Source organism: Oceanobacter mangrovi (genome assembly GCF_019740315.1).
Classification (GTDB): Bacteria; Pseudomonadota; Gammaproteobacteria; order Pseudomonadales; family Oceanobacteraceae; genus Oceanobacter; species Oceanobacter mangrovi.
On sequence record NZ_JAHXZR010000009.1, the window covers coordinates 150,516 to 173,198 of the forward strand.

Here is a 22,683-nt window from a genome sequence, read left to right on the forward strand (position 1 = left end):
GGTGGCACTATGTCTTTGGGCGTAATTTCCAGCGGCAGCAAGGTATCCTTTCACTTTGCTCTGAAACTGGATGGCGAGCAGGTTATTGACTCAACGTTTGATGGTACGCCAGCCGTCATGGTCGTTGGTGACGGCAACTTGCCCGAAGGCTTTGAAAACAAGCTGTTGGGACTGGTCACCGGTGACCGCAAGAGCTTTGAAGTGGCTCCCGAGCAAGCGTTCGGCCAGCACAACCCGAACAATGTCCAGCGCATGAAACGTGCGGATTTTGCCGCTGATATGCCGATTGCACCGGGCCTGGTAGTGTCTTTTGCCGACGCTTCCAATAACGAATTGCCGGGTGTGATCGCTTCGGTTGAAGGCGACTGGGTGGAAGTGGACTTCAACCATCCATTGGCTGGCAAACCACTGATTTTTGAAGTCCAGATTCTGGAAGTGCAGCAAGCTGCCGAGACCGAAGATGCAAATTAAACTTGCCAATCCCCGGGGCTTTTGTGCCGGGGTCGATCGGGCTATTGATATTGTTAACCGGGCGCTCGACCTGTTCGAGCCGCCTATTTATGTGCGTCACGAAGTGGTTCACAACAAGTTTGTTGTCAGCGGTCTGCGTGACCGTGGTGCCATCTTTGTTGATGAACTCGACGAAGTGCCGGATAACAGCATTGTTATTTTTTCGGCCCATGGTGTTTCCCAAGCTGTGCGTAAAACCGCAACAGATCGCGGTCTGAAAGTCTTCGATGCGACTTGCCCACTGGTTACCAAAGTACACATGGAAGTGGCGCGTTATAGCGCTGATGGTAGCGAATGCGTGTTGATTGGCCACAAGGGGCATCCGGAAGTGGAAGGCACCATGGGGCAGTACGATCACAGCAAGGGCGGTGATATCTACCTGGTTGAGAATGAGCAAGATGTTGCGGAGTTGGTGGTAAAAGACCCAGCACGCTTGTCATATGTCACCCAGACTACCTTGTCGATGGATGACACGGCCAAGGTGATTGATGCGCTGCGTGAGCATTTCCCGTTGATCCAGGGGCCGCGTAAGGACGACATTTGTTACGCCACCCAGAATCGTCAGGATGCCGTTAAACAGTTGGCAGCAGAATGTGATCTGCTGCTGGTGGTCGGCTCACCAAACAGCTCCAACTCCAATCGTCTACGCGAACTTGGCGAACGTATGGGTGCACGCGCCTATTTGCTCGACAACGCCAGTGAAATTCAGCCCAAATGGTTGGAAGGTGTTGCCTGTGTCGGTATTACTGCCGGAGCGTCAGCACCGGATGTGCTGGTTCGGGAAGTTGTTGATCATTTGGTAGAGCTCGGTGGCAGCTCACCGGTGGAGATCGAAGGCGTAAAGGAAAACGTGGTGTTTTCCTTGCCGAAGGAGCTGCGGTTGCAGGAAGTTTGAGCTGGGTGATGTTTCCCGACAAACCATATTTGAGTAAAAGGGCTGTTCCGTGATCGGGTAGCCCTTTTTCTTACCAGTCGTAAGTATCGCCACCTACGGTGCGGGTCTGATTCCCAATAGAATCAGCCATCAAATCACCATCATCGGCTTGTTCTGTCGATGCTGTAGCTTCTATCTGAATACATTGGGTCAGGGTAGCTCCACTGTCGCAGGCAACTGCTGTAATGGTGTAGCGATCATCCGCCACCTTGTAGGTTGATGTGTAACCTAATTTGGTCAGATCTTTGGTGTAGGTCATATTGTTACTGTAGTAACGTTCCTGTGCCTGTAAAACTTGGGTGATTTCCTGGATAGCTTCGGATCGGTAGGCCTTCTGGATATGATTCTGATAAGAAGGGATAACAATAACTGACAACACACCCAGAATGGCGAGTACAGCCATTAATTCAATCAGAGAAAAGCCTTTGGTACGCGTAAGTCTGGCAAAGCTCATATTTCTATTCATGAGAGTCTAGTCTTCATTTACAGGGCGATTGGGGAAAAATACGGTGGTTTCCATTATCTGTCTTGGAATACCATCGTCAAATACCAGAGGTGCTGCATCCAGTAGAATATAGCTTTGTGATCCATCCAACTGGGCAGCATCGCTAAAAGCTCTGGCCAAAATTGCTATTCGCACAGCAGTAACATCACTCATATCGGTACTGTTGGTCGAAGTTATCTGATTGCCACGGATATATTCTGATGCACTGTTACCGGCACCGGGCTCAGTGAAAAGCACTTGCATGGATTCGACACCAGATGCGATGGATTGGGTGCTACCTAATATTGTACCGGTGGACTCCCTATAGGTGGCGCAGCGCAGTACATCATCATAATCGTCGCCGATGTTGGTTGGATCTGAATCAGCCTCAACCCAATAGACGTCGACAACAATTTCGTCGTCATCCAGAGCATAAGTAGACAGTGCGGTACCTGTACAGGTTGTTTGGTCCCAGGAAGTTCCCGTACCCGCTTCATAAACGCGTCTAATGGCCAAACGGTCTCCAGACTTGGTGTTCGCCGTATCTTCATACGCACAGTCGGCATTATCAGCCGGTGGAATCAGGTTGGATGTACAGGGCTTTGCTGCTGCAGGGATAGTATCGGCGTATATATTGGGATGATAACCTCCATGTCGGATATTTTGACTCAACCAAGTGATACTGAAACGGGCATTTTCCTGAGCTTGTGCCATGCCATCTAGACGGTTGGCGGAACGATTGGAACCAATCATTAATTGCATAACGACCAGACCAATAATGATAGAGATGGCACCAGCTATCATGAGTTCGATCAAACTCATGCCGCGTTGCTGAATCGCCAAATGTGACGGGATAATCATTAGTTACCGTCCTCAATACTGAATTCTGACGTGAGAGAGGCTTTACGCGAGGTGATATCGTTGGAGTTGTTATAAACCTCGTTACCGCTGCTGTCTGTGCCGGAAGTCCTGACATCCCAGGTAACCGTAATCGAAACCTGATTTGAAGTGGCTCCTTCCCCTAATCCACTTGATACCTCAACCGTTAGTTGCGGGTTTGGGAGAAAATCGGCATTGCCAGAGCGGGTGAAGTCTGCTGAGCTATCAACGACGCCTGCAGGGCAAGCAACGTCCCAGAGGTCAAAGGCCGCCATTTCTTCCGGAGTACAGGAAGCTGCATCGACCTGAGCCGTGCCATTGTAATAGGCCGCGCATCGAGTGGACGGAGAGGAGCTACAACTTACGACTCCTCCTGAGTCGTAATTGGCAATTCCATCAGGGTTCGCAAAGATACGGTTACTGATGTCCTCGACCATTGTCATTGCCAGAGCGCGGCTACCTGAGTCCTGTGCAGAGCGGTCAGATTCAAGCATCAGAGCGACCAGTCCTACCAGGCCTATCGTCGTAATGCCAACTGTGACAATGATCTCAACCAGGCCAAAGCCACGCTGGGGCTGATTAGGCTTGCCATTGCGCTTCATGGGCAGGCTCCATCTTGTCTGATGATTTGTCCAATCGCTGATATTTGAAAGGTGTAAACCCGATTACCGGTGCAGTAGGACTGTTGTAGTTTAATTGAACCGGTAGCGATTGCCCGGCCGGACTCGTCAAATCCGAATACGGTACCGGTACTCAGCTGGGCTGTCAGTGTGACATCACTGTCGAGCGTGACGATGCGAAGGTCGACTGAACTACCACTCACGTGGATAGCCCAGCCATCGCTATAGGTAGGGTTACCATCAAACTCGACAGTAGATGAGGTCGTAATGGCATGGTTACGAGCAAACTGCAGGTCAGTCTGCAGCTTGCGGGCCAGGCTTTCAGCCTGGCGATTGTTGTAGAAGTCTCTCATTGATGGCACAGCAATAGACGCCATAACTGCAAATACTGCAACGGTAATCATGAGCTCAATGAGTGTGAATCCGCGCAGTAAGGGCGCGAACCCACAGTTACGTGGCTGGGCTTCCACTATTGCAATTCCCTCCAGTATGTTCTGACAACGGGTACTACTGGATCGACTGCAGAAATCGCTTCCAGACCAATGACGATGTTTCGATCGGTGGATGTGTATGTTGCACAATCGTCGCCAGTACAGTCGTCATCTACCAGTAGTTCTTCTTCTTGATAGATAACAATCGGGCTGTCCTGAATTCCTGGCATTGTGGCGGTTGACTGGTTGACTGTCACTGTATCACTACCACTACCACTATCTGCATCACTTGTATCTGAACCATCGGAAATTTCATCTGTTTCTTCAGCGGTAGCTGTGGATGCGCTGGCATCATAGTTAATACTAAAGGTATAAACAGTACTTTCACCGATATCTGGTTCACAGCCTGAACTGGCTGTGGTTGATACTGGTTTGTATGAAGTGAGATAGCTGGTACCACTCAGGGTGATAGCATCGGAGAGCACTTTTTCACCACTACCAGTCAACTCGTAATATCCGCCATTCATACGTTTGGTTTGCGAATAGGAGGCGAAGTTTTTCAGATCGGCCAGATCCGACTTACTCAAATTCGCATAGCTCTCTGGAGCACCGTCAACATCAAAATCATTGATGATATAGACGTTGTCTACCGTTGTGGTATTTAGTGGGTGGGCACGGTAACCAGAGCCGATCACAATCTGATAACGACCTGCCTTGTAAGTAGTCTTCGAGTCCTCATCCAGGAAAGTACCGCGTTCGGTGTAGGATATATCAGGCGTACTGAAGAAACGAACATTGTTAACTTCAGTGTTATCATTGCCAAGATCAGCAATCACACCGCCGGTAGCCAGAGAGCTGGCATTAGCGGAATCCGAATCTGTTTGGGCAAGGTCGATACGCCAGATACGGCCACCGAGATCAGCGGTGTACAGGACATCAACGTCACCGTCACCGTCACTATCTACCGGTGTAATATCTGCCACAATACTGCTGGTCATAGCCGACAAGTTCAGGTCTGCACCAGAGTTGGAGGCTTTCCAGATCAGTTCTCCAGTCAGCGGGTCTACTATATAAATAGCGTTCCCCATTGTATGGTCGGTACGTTGAAGGTAGTCATCTTCGGCTTCATCATAACCACCACCAAACACCAGTACATCTTTTTGCTCGCCGTTCCACAGAATGGTAATTGGAGTCATTTCTGACCAGGTCTGGCCCAGTTCGGTAAAGTCTCCTGATCCGCCTTCGATCGTCCATGCCAGTTTTGGTGCGTCCCGATCGGAAATATCCAGAGCGTAATAATTGCGGCCACCCCGGCGCATGCCAACGTAGATATAGGCTTTTTCATCAGAATCTATGATGTCATCGCGGTTGGTATCAATGTGGTAAGAGCTAATACGCCCGTCCAGCCCATATACCTTGTCGGTATCATTTTGATAATACGCCAGGGCACTACCAAACAGATCCTTGGGAATAAAGGCAAATCGCTCCTTGGGGTTATTTTCTGCTGTGTCAAAAGCGTGCAGGTAGCCAGAGTTGGTTCCTACAAACATTGTAGTATCTGGTTCTACTTCGCCAGAAATGGTATTGGTTCGAGAACCATAGGTCAGCAGTACTGGCCGGCTGTGCAACGGATCTTCCATCTCCCGGCGGGAGGTTGTAGTCGCAGAATCAGGATCATAGCCGGACAGCCAGGTCAGAACTTTGGTTAGCTCGTCTGAACTGAGATCCGCAAAAACAGACTGCGCCTTTAACGTGGTGTTGCTGGTGGATACTATATTTCCCGATGCTGTCAGGGTATTGCTGACCAAATTAGAAACAATAACCCTGGATGACGCATCGTCCAGACGGCGAGCAGCGCCGCCTTTGGTGACGGTCGAGCCATCTGGCGAATCTTCGCTTTCAGTCCAGTAGCTGATGGCGTTATCAGCAAAGTAGCCGGTTGTACTGTCTACTGCCAGATCGTCGTTGACGTCCCGAATATCACCGTTGGTATCAATTCGGTAGCGCTTGACGTTACCATCCCAGCCCGCTGTGGTTTTTGGGCCAAATACGGAATAGTAAAGTTGGTCCAGATGCTCCAGGTTGTTAAAAGCGTTAACCGTTACGGCTGGTGCTGCGAAGGTACCTGAAGTTGAGGTGATATTTTCAAATACCTTGGTGAGTGCGTCGCGCAATTCATCAGAGTCATCCCCTGCACCTGAAATACCACCGCCATAGGTTGCCATATCGTTCAGGCGTTCTTCATAGTCACCGCCAATAAAACCACCAATAGTGTGCAGATAGATCGGTTGGTCACCATCAAACGATGTGCTGTTATCCCGGTGATAGATAGCGTATGCAAGCTCTTCGGCACATCCACCACTACCTGAGCAGCTGGTACTGAAGTCTGAATCATTAGGGAAGTCGGCAGACGGTAGTGCAGACAACAGGGTATGAACATCCGAGTTGGAACTTGAGTCGCTGTTTGGCTCACCATCTGTAAACAAAACAATATGGTTACTTTGGCATTCATCGGTGATAGGCGAAACATACGTGGTGCCGTCAAAGACATCATCCAGATTCAGGTACTCACTGCATGTCAAACCAGAGGTATCGTCAGTATCTGTGCTTGAATCTGTCTCGGTGACAACAGTATAAGTGGTGGTGGTATATGCTGCGTACTGAGCCTGAGTGACTACTTTTTCAAGGGCCTTTTTGGTATTTCCACTCAGCTCATCCCAGGACTTGTAGGTACCGGTTGAAGAGTCAAATAATCGTTCCCAGTATCCAGAGTCAAGCAGAGACATAAACCAGGGAACCTCGCCCGCACCGTATTCGGCCTCTGTAATTCCGTAGTCTCCCAGAATTTTATAGGCGTTACTGTCTTCAACAGAGGTGGTTGTTTCAACCGATTTACAGCTTTTACTCCAACCCCAGCCAGTACAGACCTTTTCCGTCGTAGTCTGTGTTTTAGTGATGGTCAAGTCGCTGTAGGCTTTCCAGCTACTGAGATCAGAAGTCAGGAAGTAGGTTTCGAAATCGGCAGAGTGTTCGTCCAGTAATTGATACCACCAGGTAGCAGAGACATCGGTACTGGTCGTTTCAGTTGTTGTGGTTGTGCCAGTTCCAGAGCTCCCTGTTCCTGAATCAGACCACACCATACATAGATTGGAATAGTCCGTGCTGGTACTACCAAATTCTTTCTCCCAGCCATTGTAAAACCGGGTCATTTCCATAACGCTTTCCGTGATGGGAGTGCCGCCGTTGGCTGAGTAATCGTTCAGTACCTCACGCACCATATTGCGTACACCGGTGTTGTCGATGGGGAGCATGGGGGTACTCAGCTTGCCGCCTTCTGAATTGCTGTTGAAGCGGGCAATGGCAATATTAATCCCGGAGGTGTTTGTGATTACGTCGCCTGCTACTTCTTGTACTACTGCCAGGCGGGTTGTTTTCACCCCATCCTGATAGGTGGTGTACCCCATACTGCCCGAGGTATCCATCAGGAAAACGACATTAGGCTGAGAGGTGCTTTGCTTGGCAACATAAATCTCAGTGTCATCAGCCAGTACTAGGCTGTTATGGAACAGCCCCAGCGTGATCAGTAGCAACCAATACAGTTTCATGGCCCCCTCCTTAATAAACGTCGGTCGGATGACCGCCAAAATTGATGTAGTCAACAGTACTGTTTTGTTGATCGATACCAACAAAGATGACGCTGCTATTTTTCCTCAGATAGAGCTCACTGGCACGGGACAGGTCAATAGTTTGCTGCTTTTCCATTAACTCTGTATCACTCGTGATTGAAAAGGACTGCTTACTACACTCTCCGCATAAGTAAGCTGTAATTCCCTCTCGTGAAAAAGTAATCAGCTGATCTGGTGTTATATGGTACTCGACGTGCTGATTGGTCTGTGCATGGGCGTGAATAGCGCTGAATAAGATAAGCGCAGATGTAATCCGGAATTTATTCATGGGGTTCTCCTGTGCTTATTGGCTGGCTGCGCCTTCAATCAATAACCCGACCTGGACTGAGGACGTAATATTGCCGCTTTTGTCAGTTGCTGTGGTTGTCATGATATAGGGATATTTTTGAGATACTCCAGACGAGTTATCTTTATTGTTTTTTACCGCGTAATTTCCTGTATTGCTGGAAGAGTCCTGAGCTATATCAGATGCATAGACAATTGAGGCGCTAACACTATTAACCGCATTGAGCTTGCTGATGCTAGGCTCTTCCCAGTTATAGGACTCAGAACTGAATGGATTAATACTGGCCTGGCGATACAGCAGATCATCCGTTTCTGTACCGTTATTGACCTGTTCCGAGATGGACTGATTTTCCTTGTTACGTAATGCGGCGAGCCTATCTCTGGAGCTGTTTTCAAGATTTGAAAAAGCGCGATCACCAAAGCTGTTAGCGGCAGCTAATACCTGCTTTTCAGTACTCAGGTTGTTGACCATTCGAACCTGAAGAGTGCTTTGCTGCATCGCAACGGTTGCTACAACAGTGATTGCCGTTAGTACCGCCAGACTGACCAGCAGGGCGGAGCCACGCTGGACGTATGAGATTCGATGTTTCATACAACTACCCTTGCTTGGGGATTTTTTACATTGTCAGATTATCTGAGTGTCGGCGATAAGCTACTACTGGCAGATTAATGGCTCGAAAGCTTCGACAAGCGGCTAGTTACAGGGGATATCCTTGCCGTCTGCGGTTTCTGGCAGGCCATTGTTATTACTGTCGGCTCCGCGCCGGATGCGGCCTTGCAGTGAGATGATGGCAACGTTGCCGTAAGTGTCATTTTGTAAGCCTTTACGGCAATAGCTGAATGAACCGTTATAGCCACCGGCAGCTCCGGTTGATCGGAATGAGATGGCGTTACGTGGGTAATCTCTCAGCACGCTGGCGTCAGCAGCAGGCACGATCTGAACGGCCCAATCATTGCCATCAAGAATCTGGTTGCGGTTGTAGTCTGCGAACAGGGTCAGCTGCTCGTTCCAGCTACGTTGGCATTGCAAGCTATTATCGAGTGGGCACAGGGTATGGGGAATCGAAGTGCTGATGGCCAGCGTTCGTGCTGCGCTAATGGATGTGATGACCTTGTCGAAGTCGGCGCTGGCATCGGTCCTCTCCAGCATGGTGGAAAGCGAGGGAGCTCCAACGCTGACCAGCAGGGTAAATACCAGCAAGGTCACCATCAGCTCGATGAGGGTCAACCCCTGCTGCCGTTTGTAGCCTGATGAGTTAAAAGAATTTGCAGCAAGCATGCTTCGTCCTCCCTGACGATCACTGCTGATGCATTATTCTCTGTTGCGGAGCGGCGCTTGTCTCTCAGGCAACCGACTGAGTTCGGCGAAATTTTTGCTGGTACTTTTTTCCTAGTCGATATCGAGTTTTTTACAGCGGTATCTCAATGCCCGAAAGCTGATACCGAGTTTTTCGGCGGCGGCGGTTTTGTTCCAGCGGGTCACTTCGAGTGCCTGCATAATGGCTCTACGCTCAATGTTTTCCAGATAAGCCTCGAGATTATTGGTCTCAATGGTTTCTTCCTGCTGGTCATAGATGGCGCTTGCCGGGTCATGGTTACTGGCACTGTCGGTACGCAGGTTCAGGTCTGCCAGTGCAATTTCATCGCCTTCCGCCATAGTAACCGCACGCTGGAGGATGTTTTCCAGTTCCCGTACGTTACCTGGGTAGGAATAGGCCAGCAGCCCTTGCATCGCATCCTGGCTGACAGAAGAGGCTGGCATGCCCCATTCCCGGCTGTATTTGGTAATAAAGTGATTCACCAGCGTGGGGATGTCTTCACGGCGTTCACTCAGGCGTGGCACTGCAATCTGGATGACGTCGAGGCGGAAATACAAATCCTGGCGGAAGGTTTCGGCTTCGACCATGGCTTCGAGATTTTTGTGGCTGGCACTGAGAATTCGAACGTCGATATTTTCCTCATGCTCACTGCCGACCGAACGAATGGCCTTTTCCTGAATGACTCGCAACAGCTTGGCTTGCATGTCGAGCGGCAATTCGGCGACTTCGTCGAGAAACAGGGTGCCACCTTCAGCGGCCTTGAAGAAACCTTCTTTATCACTGCTGGCACCGGTAAAGGCGCCGCGTTTGTGGCCAAAGAATTCGCTTTCCATCAAATCTTTTGGGATGGCACCGCAGTTCACCGGAATAAAAGGTTTATCCGCCCGTGAACTCTGGTGGTGGATCAAGCGGGCTACGAGTTCCTTACCGGTACCGGATTCACCAAAAATAAACACTGGCGCCTGGGTGCGGGCGACTTTCTGGATGCGATCCTTGAGTTGCAACATGGCAGCGGATTTACCCAACAGGGCATCGCTGGATGGCAGTGACTCCAGATGAATCGGCACCTTGCTGAGCCGCAGTGCGGCTTCAGATAGCTCACGTAAACGATTGATGTCGATCGGCTTGGCGACGACGTCGAAGGCGCCAGCCTTGAGTGCATTGACGGCCATGTCCATGCTGCCATAAGCAGTTATCATGGCGACGGGCATGTCGGAATAGCGAGCGTGGCACAGTTGGATAATTTCCAGGCCATTACCGTCAGGCAATTTCATATCGGTGAGGCAGAAATGATAACTGCGTTCTGACAGCAGTTTCAGGGCTTCACTGACCGTGCCAGCCAGATAGCAGTCCACATCCATCCGTGACAGCGTCATGCTGATCAGCTGGCGGATGTCTGGTTCATCATCAATGATGAGGGCAGAATAGGTTTTCATGCGGTGTTTTCCATGTTCAACATCAAACGGAAACAGGAGCCCGTCGGGATTCTCAGATACTGGATACTGGCTCGATTGGCCTCCGCCAATTCGCGACAGAGGTAAAGCCCCAGGCCGGTACCATTATGTTCGGTGGTAAAAAATGGCTCAAACAAATGCTCAGCCTGTTCGTCATCGATGCCGCTGCCATTGTCCATGACGTCCAGCTGGATGCGTTTACCATCCAGCAGCTCGGCTGAAATGACCAGGCGGGCGTCGTTGGGGTGTTGTTTGAGCGCATAACGCAGGCCGTTGGCACAGAGATTATGCAGGATTTGCTGTAAATGATCCGGATCGACGCTACACAAGAGGTCATCGTCACAGTAAATCAGGAGGTGATAGTCCTTGTCGCGATTAAGGCCGTCAAATTGTTCACGGAAATGATCCAGCCAGGGGCGCAAGCGCATCTGCTCGGTAACCGGCTGGCGTTTGCGGCTGAGCTGCAGAATATCCTCAACTGTGCGATTAATCCGCAGGCAGTGCTGTTCAATGACCTGGCAAAGATATAGCTCGTCATCTTTCAGATAATCGGTTTCTGCCAGTAACTGGCTGGCCTGCCGCAGTGCAGATAATGGGTTGCGAATTTCATGGGCGATGCTGGCGGTCAGGCGACCGAGAGAGGCCAGTTTAAGCTGCTGGGCGGCACTGGCGAGTTGGGTCTGGTCTTCCATGTAAATCAGATAGTCGTCGGCTTCGGAGCCTGCAAGTGGCATTTTTTTGGCTTGCAGACGGACATCGGTGGTTTGAATCAGCCGCCGACCTTCAGGGCCTGAAAACAGTTCTCGCAGGGCGTCGGGTAAGGGATCCCCATTTTGCAGGTTGAACCACTCGCGGGCTTTCTGGTTATGGAAAATAATCTGATCATGGCGATCACAGGCAATTAGACCATTGGGCAGGTCTGCCAGTGCCTGCCAGCTGATGTTGCGCAGTTTTCTCAGGTAACTGGTCTGGGACGTGGCCAGCTCCAGCGCACTGTTGAGTTTGCGTGACAGCGCCTGGGTCAGTCCTGCCAGCAGAAAGCAAATAAACCCGAACATGCCGGAGTTGAGCAATTGGCCGGAATCATAGCGTTCGGGCAATAAATGCTGGATCAGCAGGGTCGCCAGTGTGGTCCAGGCCGCTACGGCAAAGCCCAGCAAGCCGGGGGCGATCAGGTTGGCAACGACCACCGACACCAGAATCAGGCTGGAAAAGCCGGTGTCCAAGCCACCGGAAGAAAACATCAACACCGTCAGCAGTGCGGTTTCGAGGAAAAAATAGCTGGTGGCCTGCTGAACATTTGGGCTCAACGCGGCAATAGCGACAAAACTGGCGGCGACAATCACATAGAGGATGGTGGCGATCAGGCTGGCAGTAATGGCTTCGTGGCCAATCAGAGTGCCGTCCGGGTCGATGGAGTGCAGCACCATGATGATGAGGGAAATCCCTAACGAGTAGTAACTATAAAGCTTCAGCAATCGATTGCCGTTTACAATCAGATCGCCAATGTTGTTCGACATAAAATCATTCCTGACATAATCCTTTCCCTGGCAGTGTTTGCTTGCTACCCGGAATTTCCCGACAATAGCCGGGAAAAGTATCAGAAGGTAACCCGACAGCATGACAGAGTCACTTCTCATTGCGATGGCGCAGTGTAATTTCCTGGTTGGCGACATCGACGGCAACTGTGATCGCATGATCTCGGAAGTCTCGGCAGCACGCCAGCGCGGCGCGCGCGTGATTGTATTTTCCGAGCTGGCACTGACCGGTTACCCGCCTGAAGACCTGCTGCTGCGGCCAAGTCTGCAACTGCGGATAGAGGCTGCCTTACAGCGTTTGATGGCCGCCAGCGATGGCATTGCCATCGTGACGGGATATCCGTGGCGTGAAGCGGATCAGCTGTTTAACTGCGCCAGTGTTTTGCTGGATGGCGCGTCACTGGGGCGTTACGCCAAGCAGTGCCTGCCGAACTATCAGGTGTTTGATGAGAAGCGTTATTTTGCCACTGGCGATGACGCTCTGGTTGTGACGGTTGATGGCGTATCACTGGGCCTGACCATCTGTGAGGATATCTGGCACCAAGAGCCGGTTGATCAGGCGGTGGCTGCCGGAGCTGAAGTTATCCTCAACCTCAATGCCTCCCCTTACCACATTGGCAAGCAGGAAGAGCGCATGGGCTTGCTGCGTCAGCATTGCCAGCGTCATGGAGTGCCGGTGGTTTACGTGAATCAGGTGGGCGGTCAGGACGAACTGGTGTTCGATGGTGCTTCGTTTGCCATGAACGCCCGTGGTGAATGTGTCGCCCAGTTGCCGGAATATGTCGAAGGGCATGGCGACCTGAGCTTTCAGAATGGCGATCTGACCGCTGTGGTTGCGGATACACCGGCGATTGCGCACCAGTTTGAGCTGGCCAGTCTTTATGGGGCGCTGGTGTTGGGGGTGCGGGACTACGTTAACAAAAACCGCTTCAAAGGCGTGGTGTTGGGGTTGTCTGGCGGTATCGATTCAGCATTGACGCTGGCGATTGCGGTGGATGCGCTTGGCGCTGATCGGGTGCAGGCCTTTATGATGCCGTTCCGTTACACCTCGGATATGAGCAAGCAGGACGCCGCCTTGCAGGCAGAGAAAATGGGCGTGCGTTATGAGTCGATTTCCATTGCCCCGATGTACGAAGCCTTTATGGAATCGCTGGCAGGTGAGTTTGCCGGGTTGGCGGTTGATACCACCGAAGAAAACCTGCAGTCCCGTTGCCGCGGTGTTGTTCTGATGGCCGTCTCCAACAAGACCGGCTACATGGTGCTGACTACTGGCAACAAGAGCGAAATGGCGGTGGGTTATGCCACTCTGTATGGCGACATGGCTGGTGGCTATGGCGCTTTGAAAGACGTTTACAAAACCCGCGTATTCGAACTGGCACGCTACCGTAATTCACTGGCCGATGGTGAAGTGATTCCCCAGCGCGTGATTGATCGTCCGCCGTCTGCGGAACTGGCACCGGGCCAGATTGATGAAGACAGTTTGCCTGCCTATCCGGTGCTGGACGTGATCCTGGAAAGCTATATCGAACGGGATATGAGCGCGGAAGATATTATTGCCGCCGGTTTCCTGCGCGAAGATGTCATGCGGGTGGTGCGGCTGGTGGACGTGAATGAATACAAACGTCGTCAGGCCCCGGTTGGGGTGCGGGTGACCAGCCGTGGCTTTGGCCGCGATCGTCGTTATCCAATCACCAATGGCTGGAAAGCCGGTATTTGATTGCCTGGCCAGTTGGTTAGCAGTAATAAAAAACGGCGCTGATTTGCGCCGTTTTTTATTGTCAGAGCGAAAATAATATCAGTCTTCGCTACCAAACAAGCCAAAGCTGATGATCTCCAGCCAGGTACGACGGTCGGTTTTGGCCAGCCCGCTGCTGACGAATTCACCGTCTTGCAATTGCGGATAGTCTGGATAGTTGAGCTTCAGAAGCGCCAGCGTCTTCTGCTCTTCATCTTTCATGCCCAGCTCTTCATAGGCTTCGATCATCAAGGCCATGGCATCGGCTACCGCCCTGGTTCGAGGGTATTCGGTCATCACTTTCTGGCCACGGTTTGCGGCGGCAATAAAGGCGTGACGTTTCATATAATAACGGGCGACACCCACTTCATGGCTGGCCAGCCGTTCGCGCAGGTACACCATTCGGGCACGGGAGTCGGCGACGTAAGGGCTGTCCGGGAAGCGGGTCAGTAATTCGGAGAAGTAACGGAAGGCATCCTGCAGTGGGGTGGGATCACGCTTGGCAACGTCATCGGAGAAACGACGTTCAATCATTGAAAAACCCATGTCGTAGGTAGCCAGTGCCCGAATGTAATAGGCGTAGTCAACCTGTGGGTGCAGGGGGTGCAAGCGAATAAAGCGCTCGGCAGCTTCCAATGCCGACTCCATATTGGCGCTGTTGTAGTAGGCGTAAATCAGCTCCAGCTGGGCCTGTTCGGCATAACGACCAAATGGGTAACGGGATTCCAGATCCTTGAGCTTTTCAATCGCAGCCAGCTGGCTGCCATTTTCAAGCGTGTCACGGGCTTCCTTATACAGTTCTTGCTCGGTTTGTTCGGTGGGTTTGGATGGCGAGTTCGAGCAGGCTGTGACGGTGACAGCAAGAAGGATCATCAGCCAGTGGCGTGTCATGGAGAGAATTCCTGATTCTGGATATACTGGTAACAAAGCGCGGTATTAAAGCACAGACGTTGTGTGACCCCAAAGCATCAACAAGGTGCCCGACAGGTGGCCAGCGGCTGTTGTCGGATTGTTGAATAGCGACCCGGTGGTCATCCCAAACGCGCATAATCGATTTTTAGCCAACAATTGGCCTGCTTGCAAAACCGCAGTCGGCCACAGTCAGAGTCCCTATGACCAACCAGATTTCCCAACGAGTAGATGTTCCCTTTGAACTTGGCAACAAGCGCCTTGACCAGGTTGCAGCTGAGCTGTTTCCGGATTATTCGCGTTCGCGCCTGCAACAGTGGATCAAGGATGGCCAGCTAACCGTGGATGGCAAGGTCGTACGTGGACGTGACAAGCTGGTGGGCGGCGAAGTGCTGCAACTGGAAGCCGTGCTGGAATCCGAAGGCACCTGGGAGCCGGAAGCGATTGACCTGGATATAGTCTACGAAGATGAGCATATCCTGGTAATCAACAAGCAGGCCGATCTGGTGGTGCATCCGGCAGCGGGTAACTACACCGGCACCTTGCTGAATGGCTTGCTGTATCACTGTCCGGAACTGATTCATGTACCGCGGGCCGGTATTGTGCACCGCCTCGACAAGGACACCACTGGTTTGATGGTGGTTGCCAAGACCCTGCAGGCCCAGGTGCACTTGGTTGGCCAGCTGCAGGATCGCACCATGGGACGTGAATATGAAGCCGTTGTACAGGGGCAGATGACCGGCGGTGGCAAGGTGGATGAGCCGATTGGCCGTCACGGTACCCAGCGCACCAAGATGGCCGTTTCTCCGTTAGGTAAGGAAGCGGTCACTCACTACCGTGTGTTGAAAAAATTCCCGACCCACACCCATATTCGTCTGAAACTGGAAACTGGCCGGACCCACCAGATTCGTGTGCATATGAGCCATATTGGATATCCGCTGGTGGGCGATGTTACCTATGCCGCCCGTACTCGACTGACCCGCGGCATTGGCCCACAGCTGCGCTCCATGCTGCAGGCTTTCCCGCGTCAGGCGTTACACGCCAAGGCGCTGTCGTTATTGCACCCGGTGGAACAGGAATGGATGGAGTGGGAAGTGGATCTGCCTGCAGATTTTAAAGAGCTGTTGGCAGCACTCAAGGCTGACGCCGAAGCGGATGATTGAGTTATTGCTCCCGGATTGGCCGCTGCCTGCTGGCGTACAACTGGCGATCAGTTGTCGCGGTATGGCGAGCGGTGGATCAGCCGCTCCCTGGAATCAGGCCAATCTGGGTTTACACGTTGGCGACGATGCGGTGCAGGTGCAAAGTAACCGCCGGCAATTGCAATCCCAGCTTACCGGCGTGAAGCAGATTCAGTGGCTCGATCAGGTTCATGGCAATGACTGTCTGACAGCTGTCGGCGCTGATCAAGCGCTCACTGCTGATGCCTGCGTGACCCGGACAGCCGGTTTGGCCTGTGCGGTGATGACGGCGGATTGTTTGCCGGTTTTGTTTGCTGCACAGGATGGTTCCTGTGTGGCAGCCGCTCATGCTGGCTGGCGAGGGCTGGCAGCCGGGGTGCTGGAAAACACCATTGCTGCGATGGGATTGCCAGCCAGTCAGCTGGTTGCCTGGATGGGACCGGCGATTGGTCAGGATGCCTTTGAGGTGGGGCCGGAAGTTCAGCAAGCCTTTGCTGGTGCACCGCAGCGCTGTTTTCGAGCTGGGCAAGGAGATCGCTTGCAGGCGGATATCTACGGGCTGGCGCGCTGGCGTTTACAGCAGGCCGGTATTGCTGAAATCTGGTCGGAAAACTGGTGTACCGTCACTCAGGCAGAAAAGTTTTTTTCTTACCGCCGCGATGGCCAGACCGGCCGGATGGCCAGTCTGATCTGGATTGATGCTGGCTGATCTGGTTAGACGCTGTCTGAATATTGAGCTCGCCAGCGCAATACTCAGTTGCAGTTTTCGCTAATAACCTTTTTGGCCTTGGCTACTTCCTGCTGATATTCGTCATCAGTTAACGGACGAACCTCATCAGTACCGGGGATCTTGAAGCGGCGACTGCGGTTGCCGCCAAGGGTTTCCATATACTGTTTCCCCTTGGAGCAATTTTCTTTCTTTTCACCTGGCTTGATCACATTACTGGCTTCAGCCGTTGTGGTTGTCTGGTCGGTTTTGGGGTTGGCGATATCAACCAGAGACTTACGTTCTGCGGCCTGGCCTTCATAGTTCAACCGGACGTCGTAACGCTCGGCCAGGCCTTCATCGGCGCGTGGTGGCTGACTGCCAAAGTGCACCTGACCTTTTTCATCGACCCAGCGGTAGACATCAGCAGTTGCACTGGTGGTCAGGCAGACCAGTCCCAGTGCCATGGTGGCGGCCAACAGGGAAAAACGTAATGGCATAAATCTGATACCCGAAAATTGCAGCGAACAATGCTTGCACACTATGCCAACGATCTCGTAAGTCAAGGAAATAGACCTCGTTGAAACACATCGGAAGGCCGCATGTTGTCTGGACAAACAGCTTTGCAATGTTAAAATTGTCGGGCTTCCATCAGACCATATTGGCCAACATCCCGGTCAGGGCTTGACGCAAGCATTTCTGGACAACGGTTATCCTCCGATCCAGTTCTAAACCCGGCCGTCCGACCGACGACGGGACTCTGATGAGCAACTACAAGTTATTCATCCTCATCAACAGGGGATCATGCTGGTAGCGCGAGGCGAACACCTGGCGTGGTCCTGCAAGTTTTGTATTTCACTCATGCTCTGAGAAGAGCCTGTGCAAGAGGATAAGTACGGTGGAATTACTTTCCGGCGGAGATATGCTGGTTCGTGCGTTGCACGAGGCAGGTGTTGAATACATCTACGGCTATCCGGGTGGCTCGCTGCTACACGTTTATGATGCCGTATACAAGCAAAGTGCCGTGAAACACGTACTGGTCCGTCACGAGCAGGCCGCCGCCCATATGGCCGATGGTTATGCCCGTGCGACCGGCAAACCAGGCGTGGTCATGGTCACTTCCGGCCCGGGCGCTACCAATACCATTACTGGTATTGCGACCGCCTTTACCGATTCCATTCCGATGGTGGTTATTTCCGGTCAGGTGATGAGTCACCTGGTTGGCGATGATGCGTTCCAGGAAACCGACATGCTGGGCGTTTCCCGTCCGGTGGTGAAGCACAGCTTCAGTGTCCGTCGTCCTGAAGAAATTCCGGAACTGGTTGCCAAGGCGTTTTATATCGCCAGCACTGGCCGTCCTGGCCCGGTGGTGATCGATATTCCCAAAGATATGACCATGCCGAATGAACGTTATGAATACGTTTATCCGAAGAAGGTCAAACTGCGTTCCTACACGCCACCACAGCGTGGTCATTCTGGCCAGATCAAGAAAGCCGTTGAATTGCTGGTGAAAGCCAAGCGTCCGGTAATCTATTCCGGTGGTGGTGTGGTAATTGATGGCAGTTCTGACAAGCTGCGCGAACTGGTTGATCGTCTGGATTTCCCGTGCACCAGTACCCTGATGGGGCTGGGTGCCTACCCTGGCACAGCAGACCGCTTCGTTGGCATGCTGGGTATGCATGGTACCTACGAAGCCAACATGGTAATGCACCATGCCGACGTGATTCTGGCCGTTGGTGCGCGCTTCGATGACCGTGTGACCAACGCGACCAGCAAGTTCTGCCCGGACGCCAAGATCATTCATATCGACATTGACCCGTCTTCCATTTCCAAGACCATCACTGCCGATGTACCGATCGTAGGCCCGGTTGGCAACGTGCTGGACGAAATGATGGCATTGCTGGATGAAGCCGGCGAAGCGCCAAACACCGATGCCATTGCCTCCTGGTGGAAACAGATCAACGAGTGGCGTCCGCGTCACGCCATGCGTTTTGACAAGAACGACAATGGCCTGATGAAGCCACAGGAAGTGATTCAGGGTCTGTGGGAAGCCACCAAAGGCGATGCCTACGTGACGTCTGACGTGGGTCAGCACCAGATGTTTGCGGCCCAGTACTACAAGTTCGACAAGCCCAATCGCTGGATCAACTCCGGTGGTCTGGGCACCATGGGCTTTGGTTTCCCGGCGGCTATGGGCATCAAGCTGAACTTCCCGGATCACGATGTTGTGTGTGTGACCGGTGAAGGTTCGATCCAGATGAACATCCAGGAAATGTCGACCTGTCTGCAGTACGGCATTCCGGTCAAGATCGTCTGTTTGAACAACGGCTCACTGGGCATGGTTCGCCAGTGGCAGGATATGAACTACGAAGGTCGTCACTCCAACTCCTACATGCAGTCGCTGCCTGACTTCGTCAAGCTGGCGGAAGCCTATGGCCATGTTGGTATTCAGGTGAAAACCCGTGATGAGCTGCCACAGGCTCTGGAAGACGCGCTGGTGAAATACAAGGATCGTCTGGTGTTCCTGGATGTGGCTGTTGATCCGGAAGAACACGTATATCCAATGCAGGTGCCAATGGGCTCCATGCGTGACATGTGGCTGAGCAAGACGGAGCGTACCTGATTATGCGTCATATCATTTCAATCCTGTTGGAAAACGAACCAGGGGCCTTGTCCCGCGTGGTTGGTTTGTTCGCCCAGCGTGGTTACAACATTGAAACCCTGACGGTTGCACCAACAGAAGATCCAACCTTGTCGCGTCTGACCATGACCACTCATGGCGACGACCGCAAGATTGAACAGATCACCAAACAGCTCAACAAGCTGATTGAAGTGGTGAAGCTGGTGGATCTGTCTGAAGGTCAGCACATTGAACGTGAACTGATGTTGATCAAGGTGAAGGCTGTTGGTGCCCAGCGTGCGGAAATCAAACGCACAGCAGACATCTTCCGTGGCCAGATCGTTGATGTATCGCCAAGCGTTTACACCATCCAGCTGACCGGCGCGACCGACAAGCTGGAAGCCTTTATTGAGGCAATTGGTGCCGCCCAGGTACTCGAAACCGTGCGTACTGGTGTGTCCGGTATTTCTCGTGGTGAGAAAGTCCTGAGCATCTGATCCTGATCAGATTGCCTGATGAAAAGCCCGCTGACTTCGGTTCGCGGGCTTTTTTGTTGGCTGCAACCAGGGCGTCAGGACTCTTCGGTAATATCCCGTTCGAGAAAGGCGAATGTCAGAAATATGCCGAACAACAGCAGCATCAGCACCGCAGCATTGTGATCCAGCGCCAGCATCAATAGCCCGGCAATGATCCAGCCGGTTTTGACCTGTTCGAGTCGGCGCTTGTGGGTATCAGTTTGAGTCCAGAGCAGATCTGGAGTATCGGGAAGACGATAAAAACGGCGTAGCCAGACGATCGGGTTCCAGTTCTTCATATCAGCCTCCAACAGACGACTGATATAACCATAAGCCAGCAAATGGCAGGCTGCCGGGTAAAGCAGAATTCGATCTAAAAAGCAGGTTGGACCTAATAAGAGGATTGGGTCCAGCAGGCGGATGGATAGCCGCGGGTTAAGATAACTGGGCTGGGATAACTGGGTTGTTGTGGGGCGAGAGCAGCGCCCGACACTGATAATCAGGTCGAGCGCATGCTCATCAGGACAGGATCGGGAAGAAAGCTAGATACGGTAAACCGACTTGGTCATCACTTTGGACAGGCCAGTCATTGCCAGTTTTACCGGCAACGGGAATTTGTGACCACCAGCTTCCAGTGCGACAGTTGCATGTTTGGACTCATCTTCGAGCATTTGCAGCAGCACGGCTTTGCTCTTTTCATCCTGTACTGGCAAGGAGCTGATATGACTGGTGAGATGCTTGCAAACCTGCTGCTCGGTGGCGGCAACAAAGCCCAGACTCATCTTGTCACTGATCTTGCCAGCCGCAGCACCAATGCCCAGCGACAGACCATAGAACACTGGATTCAGCAAGCTGGTGCGGCCACCCAGTTGTTTGATGCGGTCTTCACACCAGACCAGATGATCAATCTCTTCTTCTGCTGCTTCTTCCATCGCTTCACGCACGTCAGGCAATTTGGCGGTTAATGCCTGGCCCTGATACAGCGCCTGGGCGCACACTTCACCGGTGTGGTTAATCCGCATCAAACCGGCGGCGTGTTTACGTTCGGTTTCACTCATTTCCGCATCGGTGCGGCCATTGGCTGGGGTTGGGCGGCCAGCGTTGGCCGCACCGGGAACCAGGGTACGAAGGGCCTGATCAGCGCTGGTGATCAGGCGGTCGAGCATGGAAAACTGACGGGGCTGCATAAAAATACCTCTTCTCGCGCAAGCAGATGTTACCGACTTCCGCCACAAATATGCCGTGACATGCTAGTTTACGTTTTTCTGGACCGGGCTGCATGACTGTTGTCAGATTCTTGCAGCAAGCGCGCACGGCCAGGCTCGAATGTGGCGAGTCTTACCGCAAAATCAGCTTCCAAATAATCAGGGTGAAGAATCAGATGCAGGATGTACATGACCTCGGCTTGATGCTGGATCGCAAGACCCCGATTCTGGTAATCGAAACCTGGGAAGAACCCCGGGCGCTGGATTTATTAACCCGTCTGGCCATAAAACAGGGCAAGGCTCTGCAACAGTGGACCTTGACTGATGGTCTGCGACGGCTGGGGTTTGGTGAAGATCCGGCGGTAGAAAAAAGTGAAGATCCGCTACGGGCGCTGTTACACGTAAAAACCTCGGATCTGGATGGCATCTGGGTGTTTTGTGATCTGCATCCGTTCCTCGAAGAAGCTGGCATTATCCGCATGCTGAAAGACATCGCGTTGCAGCATGAAAGCTCGGGCAAAACCCTGGTGCTGGTTAGCCATCAGCTGACGATTCCAGCAGAACTATTGCGCCTGAGTGCCCGCTTCCAGTTGCAGATGCCCAATGAAGAGCAGCTGATGTCGCTGGTGCAGGAAGAGGCGCGTCGTTACACCGCTCATTCCGGCCGCCGGGTGAAAACCGATGAGCTGACGCTGAAAACCCTGGTGGCCAACCTTAAAGGGCTGACATTTTCCGATGCCCGGCGGCTGATTCGTGGCGCGATTGTCGATGACGGTGCGATTACCCGTGATGACGTACCGGAAATCAGCAAGGCCAAGCTGGAGCTAATGGACATGGGCGGAGTGATGTCGTTTGAATACGACACTGCCCGTTTTGGCGATGTGGCCGGTCTGACCCGTTTGAAGCAGTGGCTACAGCAACGCCAGCAAGGTTTTCTGGAAGCGGAGGCCGATATGCGGCCGAAAGGCATGCTGTTGTTTGGTATTCAGGGCGGTGGCAAGAGTCTCGCTGCCAAGGCTGTAGCCGGTAGCTGGGGGGTGCCATTACTGCGGCTGGATATGGGAGCCTTGTACAACAAGTTCTTCGGCGAAACCGAACGTAACCTGCGGGAAGCCTTACAGCTTGCGGAGTTGATGTCGCCGTGTGTGGTGTGGGTCGACGAAATTGAAAAGGCCGTTGCCGGTGACAGTCAGGACAGTGGCGTCAGCCAACGGGTGTTAGGTACCTTGCTAACCTGGATGGCTGAGCACAAGTCCCGGGTGTTTTTGGTCGCCACCGCCAACAACATTCATGTGTTGCCGCCTGAGCTGATGCGTAAGGGCCGCCTGGATGAAATCTTTTTTGTCGATTTGCCAAACCCTGAAGTGCGGGCCGATATTTTCAGAATCCACCTGGCCAAACGTGGTCACGATGCTGACAGCTTTGATTTGCAAATGCTGGCGGCGCTGGCAGAAGGATTTTCCGGAGCCGAAATCGAACAGGCGGTTGTATCGGCCTGGTATGCGCGGGAACAGCAGCAGACAGAATTGAGTCATGAGCAGCTGGCCAATGCCATCCGTATGACAGTGCCGCTGTCGGTCACTATGGCAGAACAACTGGCAGGCTTGCGGCATTGGGCCAGTGGCAGGGCGGTATTGGCTGACTAGAAAGGGCTTTGTTCTGCGGCGATGGG

The 22,683-nt window shown here is 52.5% G+C and carries 22 protein-coding genes; 8 read left to right on the forward strand and 14 right to left on the reverse strand.

Annotated elements, in window-relative coordinates; translation table 11 throughout:
* The first annotated feature begins 9 nt into the window (after positions 1-9).
* On the forward strand, positions 10-471 hold the full coding sequence (fkpB, locus tag K6123_RS17640; RefSeq protein ID WP_221800157.1) for an FKBP-type peptidyl-prolyl cis-trans isomerase: 462 nt from the start codon (positions 10-12) through the stop codon (positions 469-471).
* The gene (ispH, locus tag K6123_RS17645) at positions 461-1,405 is read left to right on the forward strand and encodes a 4-hydroxy-3-methylbut-2-enyl diphosphate reductase (RefSeq protein WP_221800160.1); all 945 of its coding nucleotides are present in this window, start codon (positions 461-463) and stop codon (positions 1,403-1,405) included. The genes fkpB and ispH overlap by 11 nt, the downstream gene beginning before the upstream one ends.
* Positions 1,406-1,475: 70 nt before the next feature.
* On the opposite strand, the gene K6123_RS17650 is transcribed toward ispH, so the two are convergent.
* From K6123_RS17650 to K6123_RS17695, 10 genes are all read right to left on the reverse strand, one after another.
* A complete protein-coding gene (locus tag K6123_RS17650; protein ID WP_221800162.1) occupies positions 1,476-1,898 on the reverse strand; it encodes a type IV pilin protein in 423 nt (140 codons plus the stop codon).
* A gap of 18 nt (positions 1,899-1,916) precedes the next feature.
* Positions 1,917-2,750 (reverse strand): PilW family protein, encoded by an 834-nt coding sequence (locus K6123_RS17655; protein WP_221800164.1) that lies wholly within the window; start codon positions 2,748-2,750, stop codon positions 1,917-1,919.
* Between the two features lie 38 nt (positions 2,751-2,788).
* Positions 2,789-3,409, reverse strand: a complete 621-nt coding sequence (locus tag K6123_RS17660; RefSeq protein ID WP_221800166.1) for a prepilin-type N-terminal cleavage/methylation domain-containing protein — start codon at positions 3,407-3,409, stop codon at positions 2,789-2,791.
* A complete protein-coding gene (locus K6123_RS23260; protein WP_343224013.1) occupies positions 3,406-3,897 on the reverse strand; it encodes a GspH/FimT family pseudopilin in 492 nt (163 codons plus the stop codon). Before K6123_RS23260 ends, K6123_RS17660 begins: the two co-directional genes overlap by 4 nt.
* Positions 3,897-7,463, reverse strand: coding sequence for a PilC/PilY family type IV pilus protein (locus K6123_RS17670; protein ID WP_221800168.1), 3,567 nt, complete (start codon positions 7,461-7,463; stop codon positions 3,897-3,899). Before K6123_RS17670 ends, K6123_RS23260 begins: the two co-directional genes overlap by 1 nt.
* A gap of 10 nt (positions 7,464-7,473) precedes the next feature.
* On the reverse strand, positions 7,474-7,812 hold the full coding sequence (locus K6123_RS17675; RefSeq protein WP_221800170.1) for a hypothetical protein: 339 nt from the start codon (positions 7,810-7,812) through the stop codon (positions 7,474-7,476).
* Positions 7,813-7,827: 15 nt separating this feature from the next.
* Positions 7,828-8,421 carry a pilus assembly PilX family protein gene (locus K6123_RS17680; protein WP_221800171.1) on the reverse strand — a complete coding sequence of 198 codons (594 nt, stop codon included), beginning with the start codon at positions 8,419-8,421 and terminating at the stop codon, positions 7,828-7,830.
* Positions 8,422-8,523: 102 nt separating this feature from the next.
* Positions 8,524-9,108, reverse strand: a complete 585-nt coding sequence (locus tag K6123_RS17685; protein WP_221800316.1) for a GspH/FimT family pseudopilin — start codon at positions 9,106-9,108, stop codon at positions 8,524-8,526.
* A 111-nt stretch (positions 9,109-9,219) separates the two neighbouring features.
* The gene (locus K6123_RS17690) at positions 9,220-10,584 is read right to left on the reverse strand and encodes a sigma-54-dependent transcriptional regulator (protein ID WP_221800173.1); all 1,365 of its coding nucleotides are present in this window, start codon (positions 10,582-10,584) and stop codon (positions 9,220-9,222) included.
* The gene (locus K6123_RS17695; protein ID WP_221800175.1) at positions 10,581-12,122 is read right to left on the reverse strand and encodes a sensor histidine kinase; all 1,542 of its coding nucleotides are present in this window, start codon (positions 12,120-12,122) and stop codon (positions 10,581-10,583) included. Before K6123_RS17695 ends, K6123_RS17690 begins: the two co-directional genes overlap by 4 nt.
* 100 nt (positions 12,123-12,222) lie before the next feature.
* Here K6123_RS17695 and K6123_RS17700 point away from each other — a divergent pair, with 100 nt between their 5' ends.
* Positions 12,223-13,857, forward strand: coding sequence for an NAD+ synthase (locus tag K6123_RS17700; protein WP_221800178.1), 1,635 nt, complete (start codon positions 12,223-12,225; stop codon positions 13,855-13,857).
* A 78-nt stretch (positions 13,858-13,935) separates the two neighbouring features.
* Here K6123_RS17700 and K6123_RS17705 read toward each other — a convergent pair whose 3' ends face one another.
* Positions 13,936-14,766, reverse strand: coding sequence for an outer membrane protein assembly factor BamD (locus K6123_RS17705; RefSeq protein ID WP_221800180.1), 831 nt, complete (start codon positions 14,764-14,766; stop codon positions 13,936-13,938).
* Positions 14,767-14,987: 221 nt separating this feature from the next.
* On the opposite strand from K6123_RS17705, the gene rluD reads away from it, so the two are divergent.
* Together rluD and pgeF are read left to right on the forward strand one after the other, a co-directional pair.
* Positions 14,988-15,947, forward strand: a complete 960-nt coding sequence (gene rluD / locus K6123_RS17710) for a 23S rRNA pseudouridine(1911/1915/1917) synthase RluD (protein WP_221800182.1) — start codon at positions 14,988-14,990, stop codon at positions 15,945-15,947.
* Complete coding sequence (gene pgeF / locus K6123_RS17715; protein WP_221800184.1) at positions 15,940-16,674, forward strand: peptidoglycan editing factor PgeF; 735 nt, start codon at positions 15,940-15,942, stop codon at positions 16,672-16,674. The genes rluD and pgeF overlap by 8 nt, the downstream gene beginning before the upstream one ends.
* 44 nt (positions 16,675-16,718) lie before the next feature.
* Here pgeF and K6123_RS17720 read toward each other — a convergent pair whose 3' ends face one another.
* A complete protein-coding gene (locus K6123_RS17720) occupies positions 16,719-17,171 on the reverse strand; it encodes a DUF4124 domain-containing protein (RefSeq protein WP_221800186.1) in 453 nt (150 codons plus the stop codon).
* 398 nt (positions 17,172-17,569) lie between these two features.
* Here K6123_RS17720 and K6123_RS17725 point away from each other — a divergent pair, with 398 nt between their 5' ends.
* Positions 17,570-19,294, forward strand: coding sequence for an acetolactate synthase 3 large subunit (locus tag K6123_RS17725; RefSeq protein WP_221800200.1), 1,725 nt, complete (start codon positions 17,570-17,572; stop codon positions 19,292-19,294).
* 2 nt (positions 19,295-19,296) lie between these two features.
* Positions 19,297-19,788 carry an acetolactate synthase small subunit gene (ilvN, locus tag K6123_RS17730; RefSeq protein WP_221800202.1) on the forward strand — a complete coding sequence of 164 codons (492 nt, stop codon included), beginning with the start codon at positions 19,297-19,299 and terminating at the stop codon, positions 19,786-19,788.
* Between the two features lie 74 nt (positions 19,789-19,862).
* Here ilvN and K6123_RS17735 read toward each other — a convergent pair whose 3' ends face one another.
* A complete protein-coding gene (locus K6123_RS17735; RefSeq protein WP_221800205.1) occupies positions 19,863-20,105 on the reverse strand; it encodes a hypothetical protein in 243 nt (80 codons plus the stop codon).
* Between the two features lie 243 nt (positions 20,106-20,348).
* The gene (gene coq7, locus K6123_RS17740) at positions 20,349-20,993 is read right to left on the reverse strand and encodes a 2-polyprenyl-3-methyl-6-methoxy-1,4-benzoquinone monooxygenase (protein ID WP_221800207.1); all 645 of its coding nucleotides are present in this window, start codon (positions 20,991-20,993) and stop codon (positions 20,349-20,351) included.
* Positions 20,994-21,187: 194 nt separating this feature from the next.
* On the opposite strand from coq7, the gene K6123_RS17745 reads away from it, so the two are divergent.
* Positions 21,188-22,657: an AAA family ATPase gene (locus K6123_RS17745; protein ID WP_221800209.1), complete on the forward strand. Its 1,470-nt coding sequence runs from the start codon at positions 21,188-21,190 to the stop codon at positions 22,655-22,657.
* The last annotated feature ends 26 nt before the right edge of the window (positions 22,658-22,683 follow it).

Excerpts from the sequence above, each read along its gene's own strand:
- fkpB (WP_221800157.1), top strand. The coding sequence starts at position 10 with ATGTCTTTGGGCGTAATTTCCAGCGGCAGCAAGGTATCCTTTCACTTT.
- ispH (WP_221800160.1), top strand. The coding sequence starts at position 461 with ATGCAAATTAAACTTGCCAATCCCCGGGGCTTTTGTGCCGGGGTCGAT.
- K6123_RS17650 (WP_221800162.1), bottom strand. The coding sequence starts at position 1,898 with ATGAGCTTTGCCAGACTTACGCGTACCAAAGGCTTTTCTCTGATTGAA.
- K6123_RS17655 (WP_221800164.1), bottom strand. The coding sequence starts at position 2,750 with ATGAGTTTGATCGAACTCATGATAGCTGGTGCCATCTCTATCATTATT.
- K6123_RS17660 (WP_221800166.1), bottom strand. The coding sequence starts at position 3,409 with ATGAAGCGCAATGGCAAGCCTAATCAGCCCCAGCGTGGCTTTGGCCTG.
- K6123_RS17670 (WP_221800168.1), bottom strand. The coding sequence starts at position 7,463 with ATGAAACTGTATTGGTTGCTACTGATCACGCTGGGGCTGTTCCATAAC.
- K6123_RS17675 (WP_221800170.1), bottom strand. The coding sequence starts at position 7,812 with ATGAATAAATTCCGGATTACATCTGCGCTTATCTTATTCAGCGCTATT.
- K6123_RS17680 (WP_221800171.1), bottom strand. The coding sequence starts at position 8,421 with ATGAAACATCGAATCTCATACGTCCAGCGTGGCTCCGCCCTGCTGGTC.
- K6123_RS17685 (WP_221800316.1), bottom strand. The coding sequence starts at position 9,108 with ATGCTTGCTGCAAATTCTTTTAACTCATCAGGCTACAAACGGCAGCAG.
- K6123_RS17690 (WP_221800173.1), bottom strand. The coding sequence starts at position 10,584 with ATGAAAACCTATTCTGCCCTCATCATTGATGATGAACCAGACATCCGC.
- K6123_RS17695 (WP_221800175.1), bottom strand. The coding sequence starts at position 12,122 with ATGTCGAACAACATTGGCGATCTGATTGTAAACGGCAATCGATTGCTG.
- K6123_RS17700 (WP_221800178.1), top strand. The coding sequence starts at position 12,223 with ATGACAGAGTCACTTCTCATTGCGATGGCGCAGTGTAATTTCCTGGTT.
- K6123_RS17705 (WP_221800180.1), bottom strand. The coding sequence starts at position 14,766 with ATGACACGCCACTGGCTGATGATCCTTCTTGCTGTCACCGTCACAGCC.
- rluD (WP_221800182.1), top strand. The coding sequence starts at position 14,988 with ATGACCAACCAGATTTCCCAACGAGTAGATGTTCCCTTTGAACTTGGC.
- pgeF (WP_221800184.1), top strand. The coding sequence starts at position 15,940 with ATGATTGAGTTATTGCTCCCGGATTGGCCGCTGCCTGCTGGCGTACAA.
- K6123_RS17720 (WP_221800186.1), bottom strand. The coding sequence starts at position 17,171 with ATGCCATTACGTTTTTCCCTGTTGGCCGCCACCATGGCACTGGGACTG.
- ilvN (WP_221800202.1), top strand. The coding sequence starts at position 19,297 with ATGCGTCATATCATTTCAATCCTGTTGGAAAACGAACCAGGGGCCTTG.
- K6123_RS17735 (WP_221800205.1), bottom strand. The coding sequence starts at position 20,105 with ATGAAGAACTGGAACCCGATCGTCTGGCTACGCCGTTTTTATCGTCTT.
- coq7 (WP_221800207.1), bottom strand. The coding sequence starts at position 20,993 with ATGCAGCCCCGTCAGTTTTCCATGCTCGACCGCCTGATCACCAGCGCT.
- K6123_RS17745 (WP_221800209.1), top strand. The coding sequence starts at position 21,188 with ATGCAGGATGTACATGACCTCGGCTTGATGCTGGATCGCAAGACCCCG.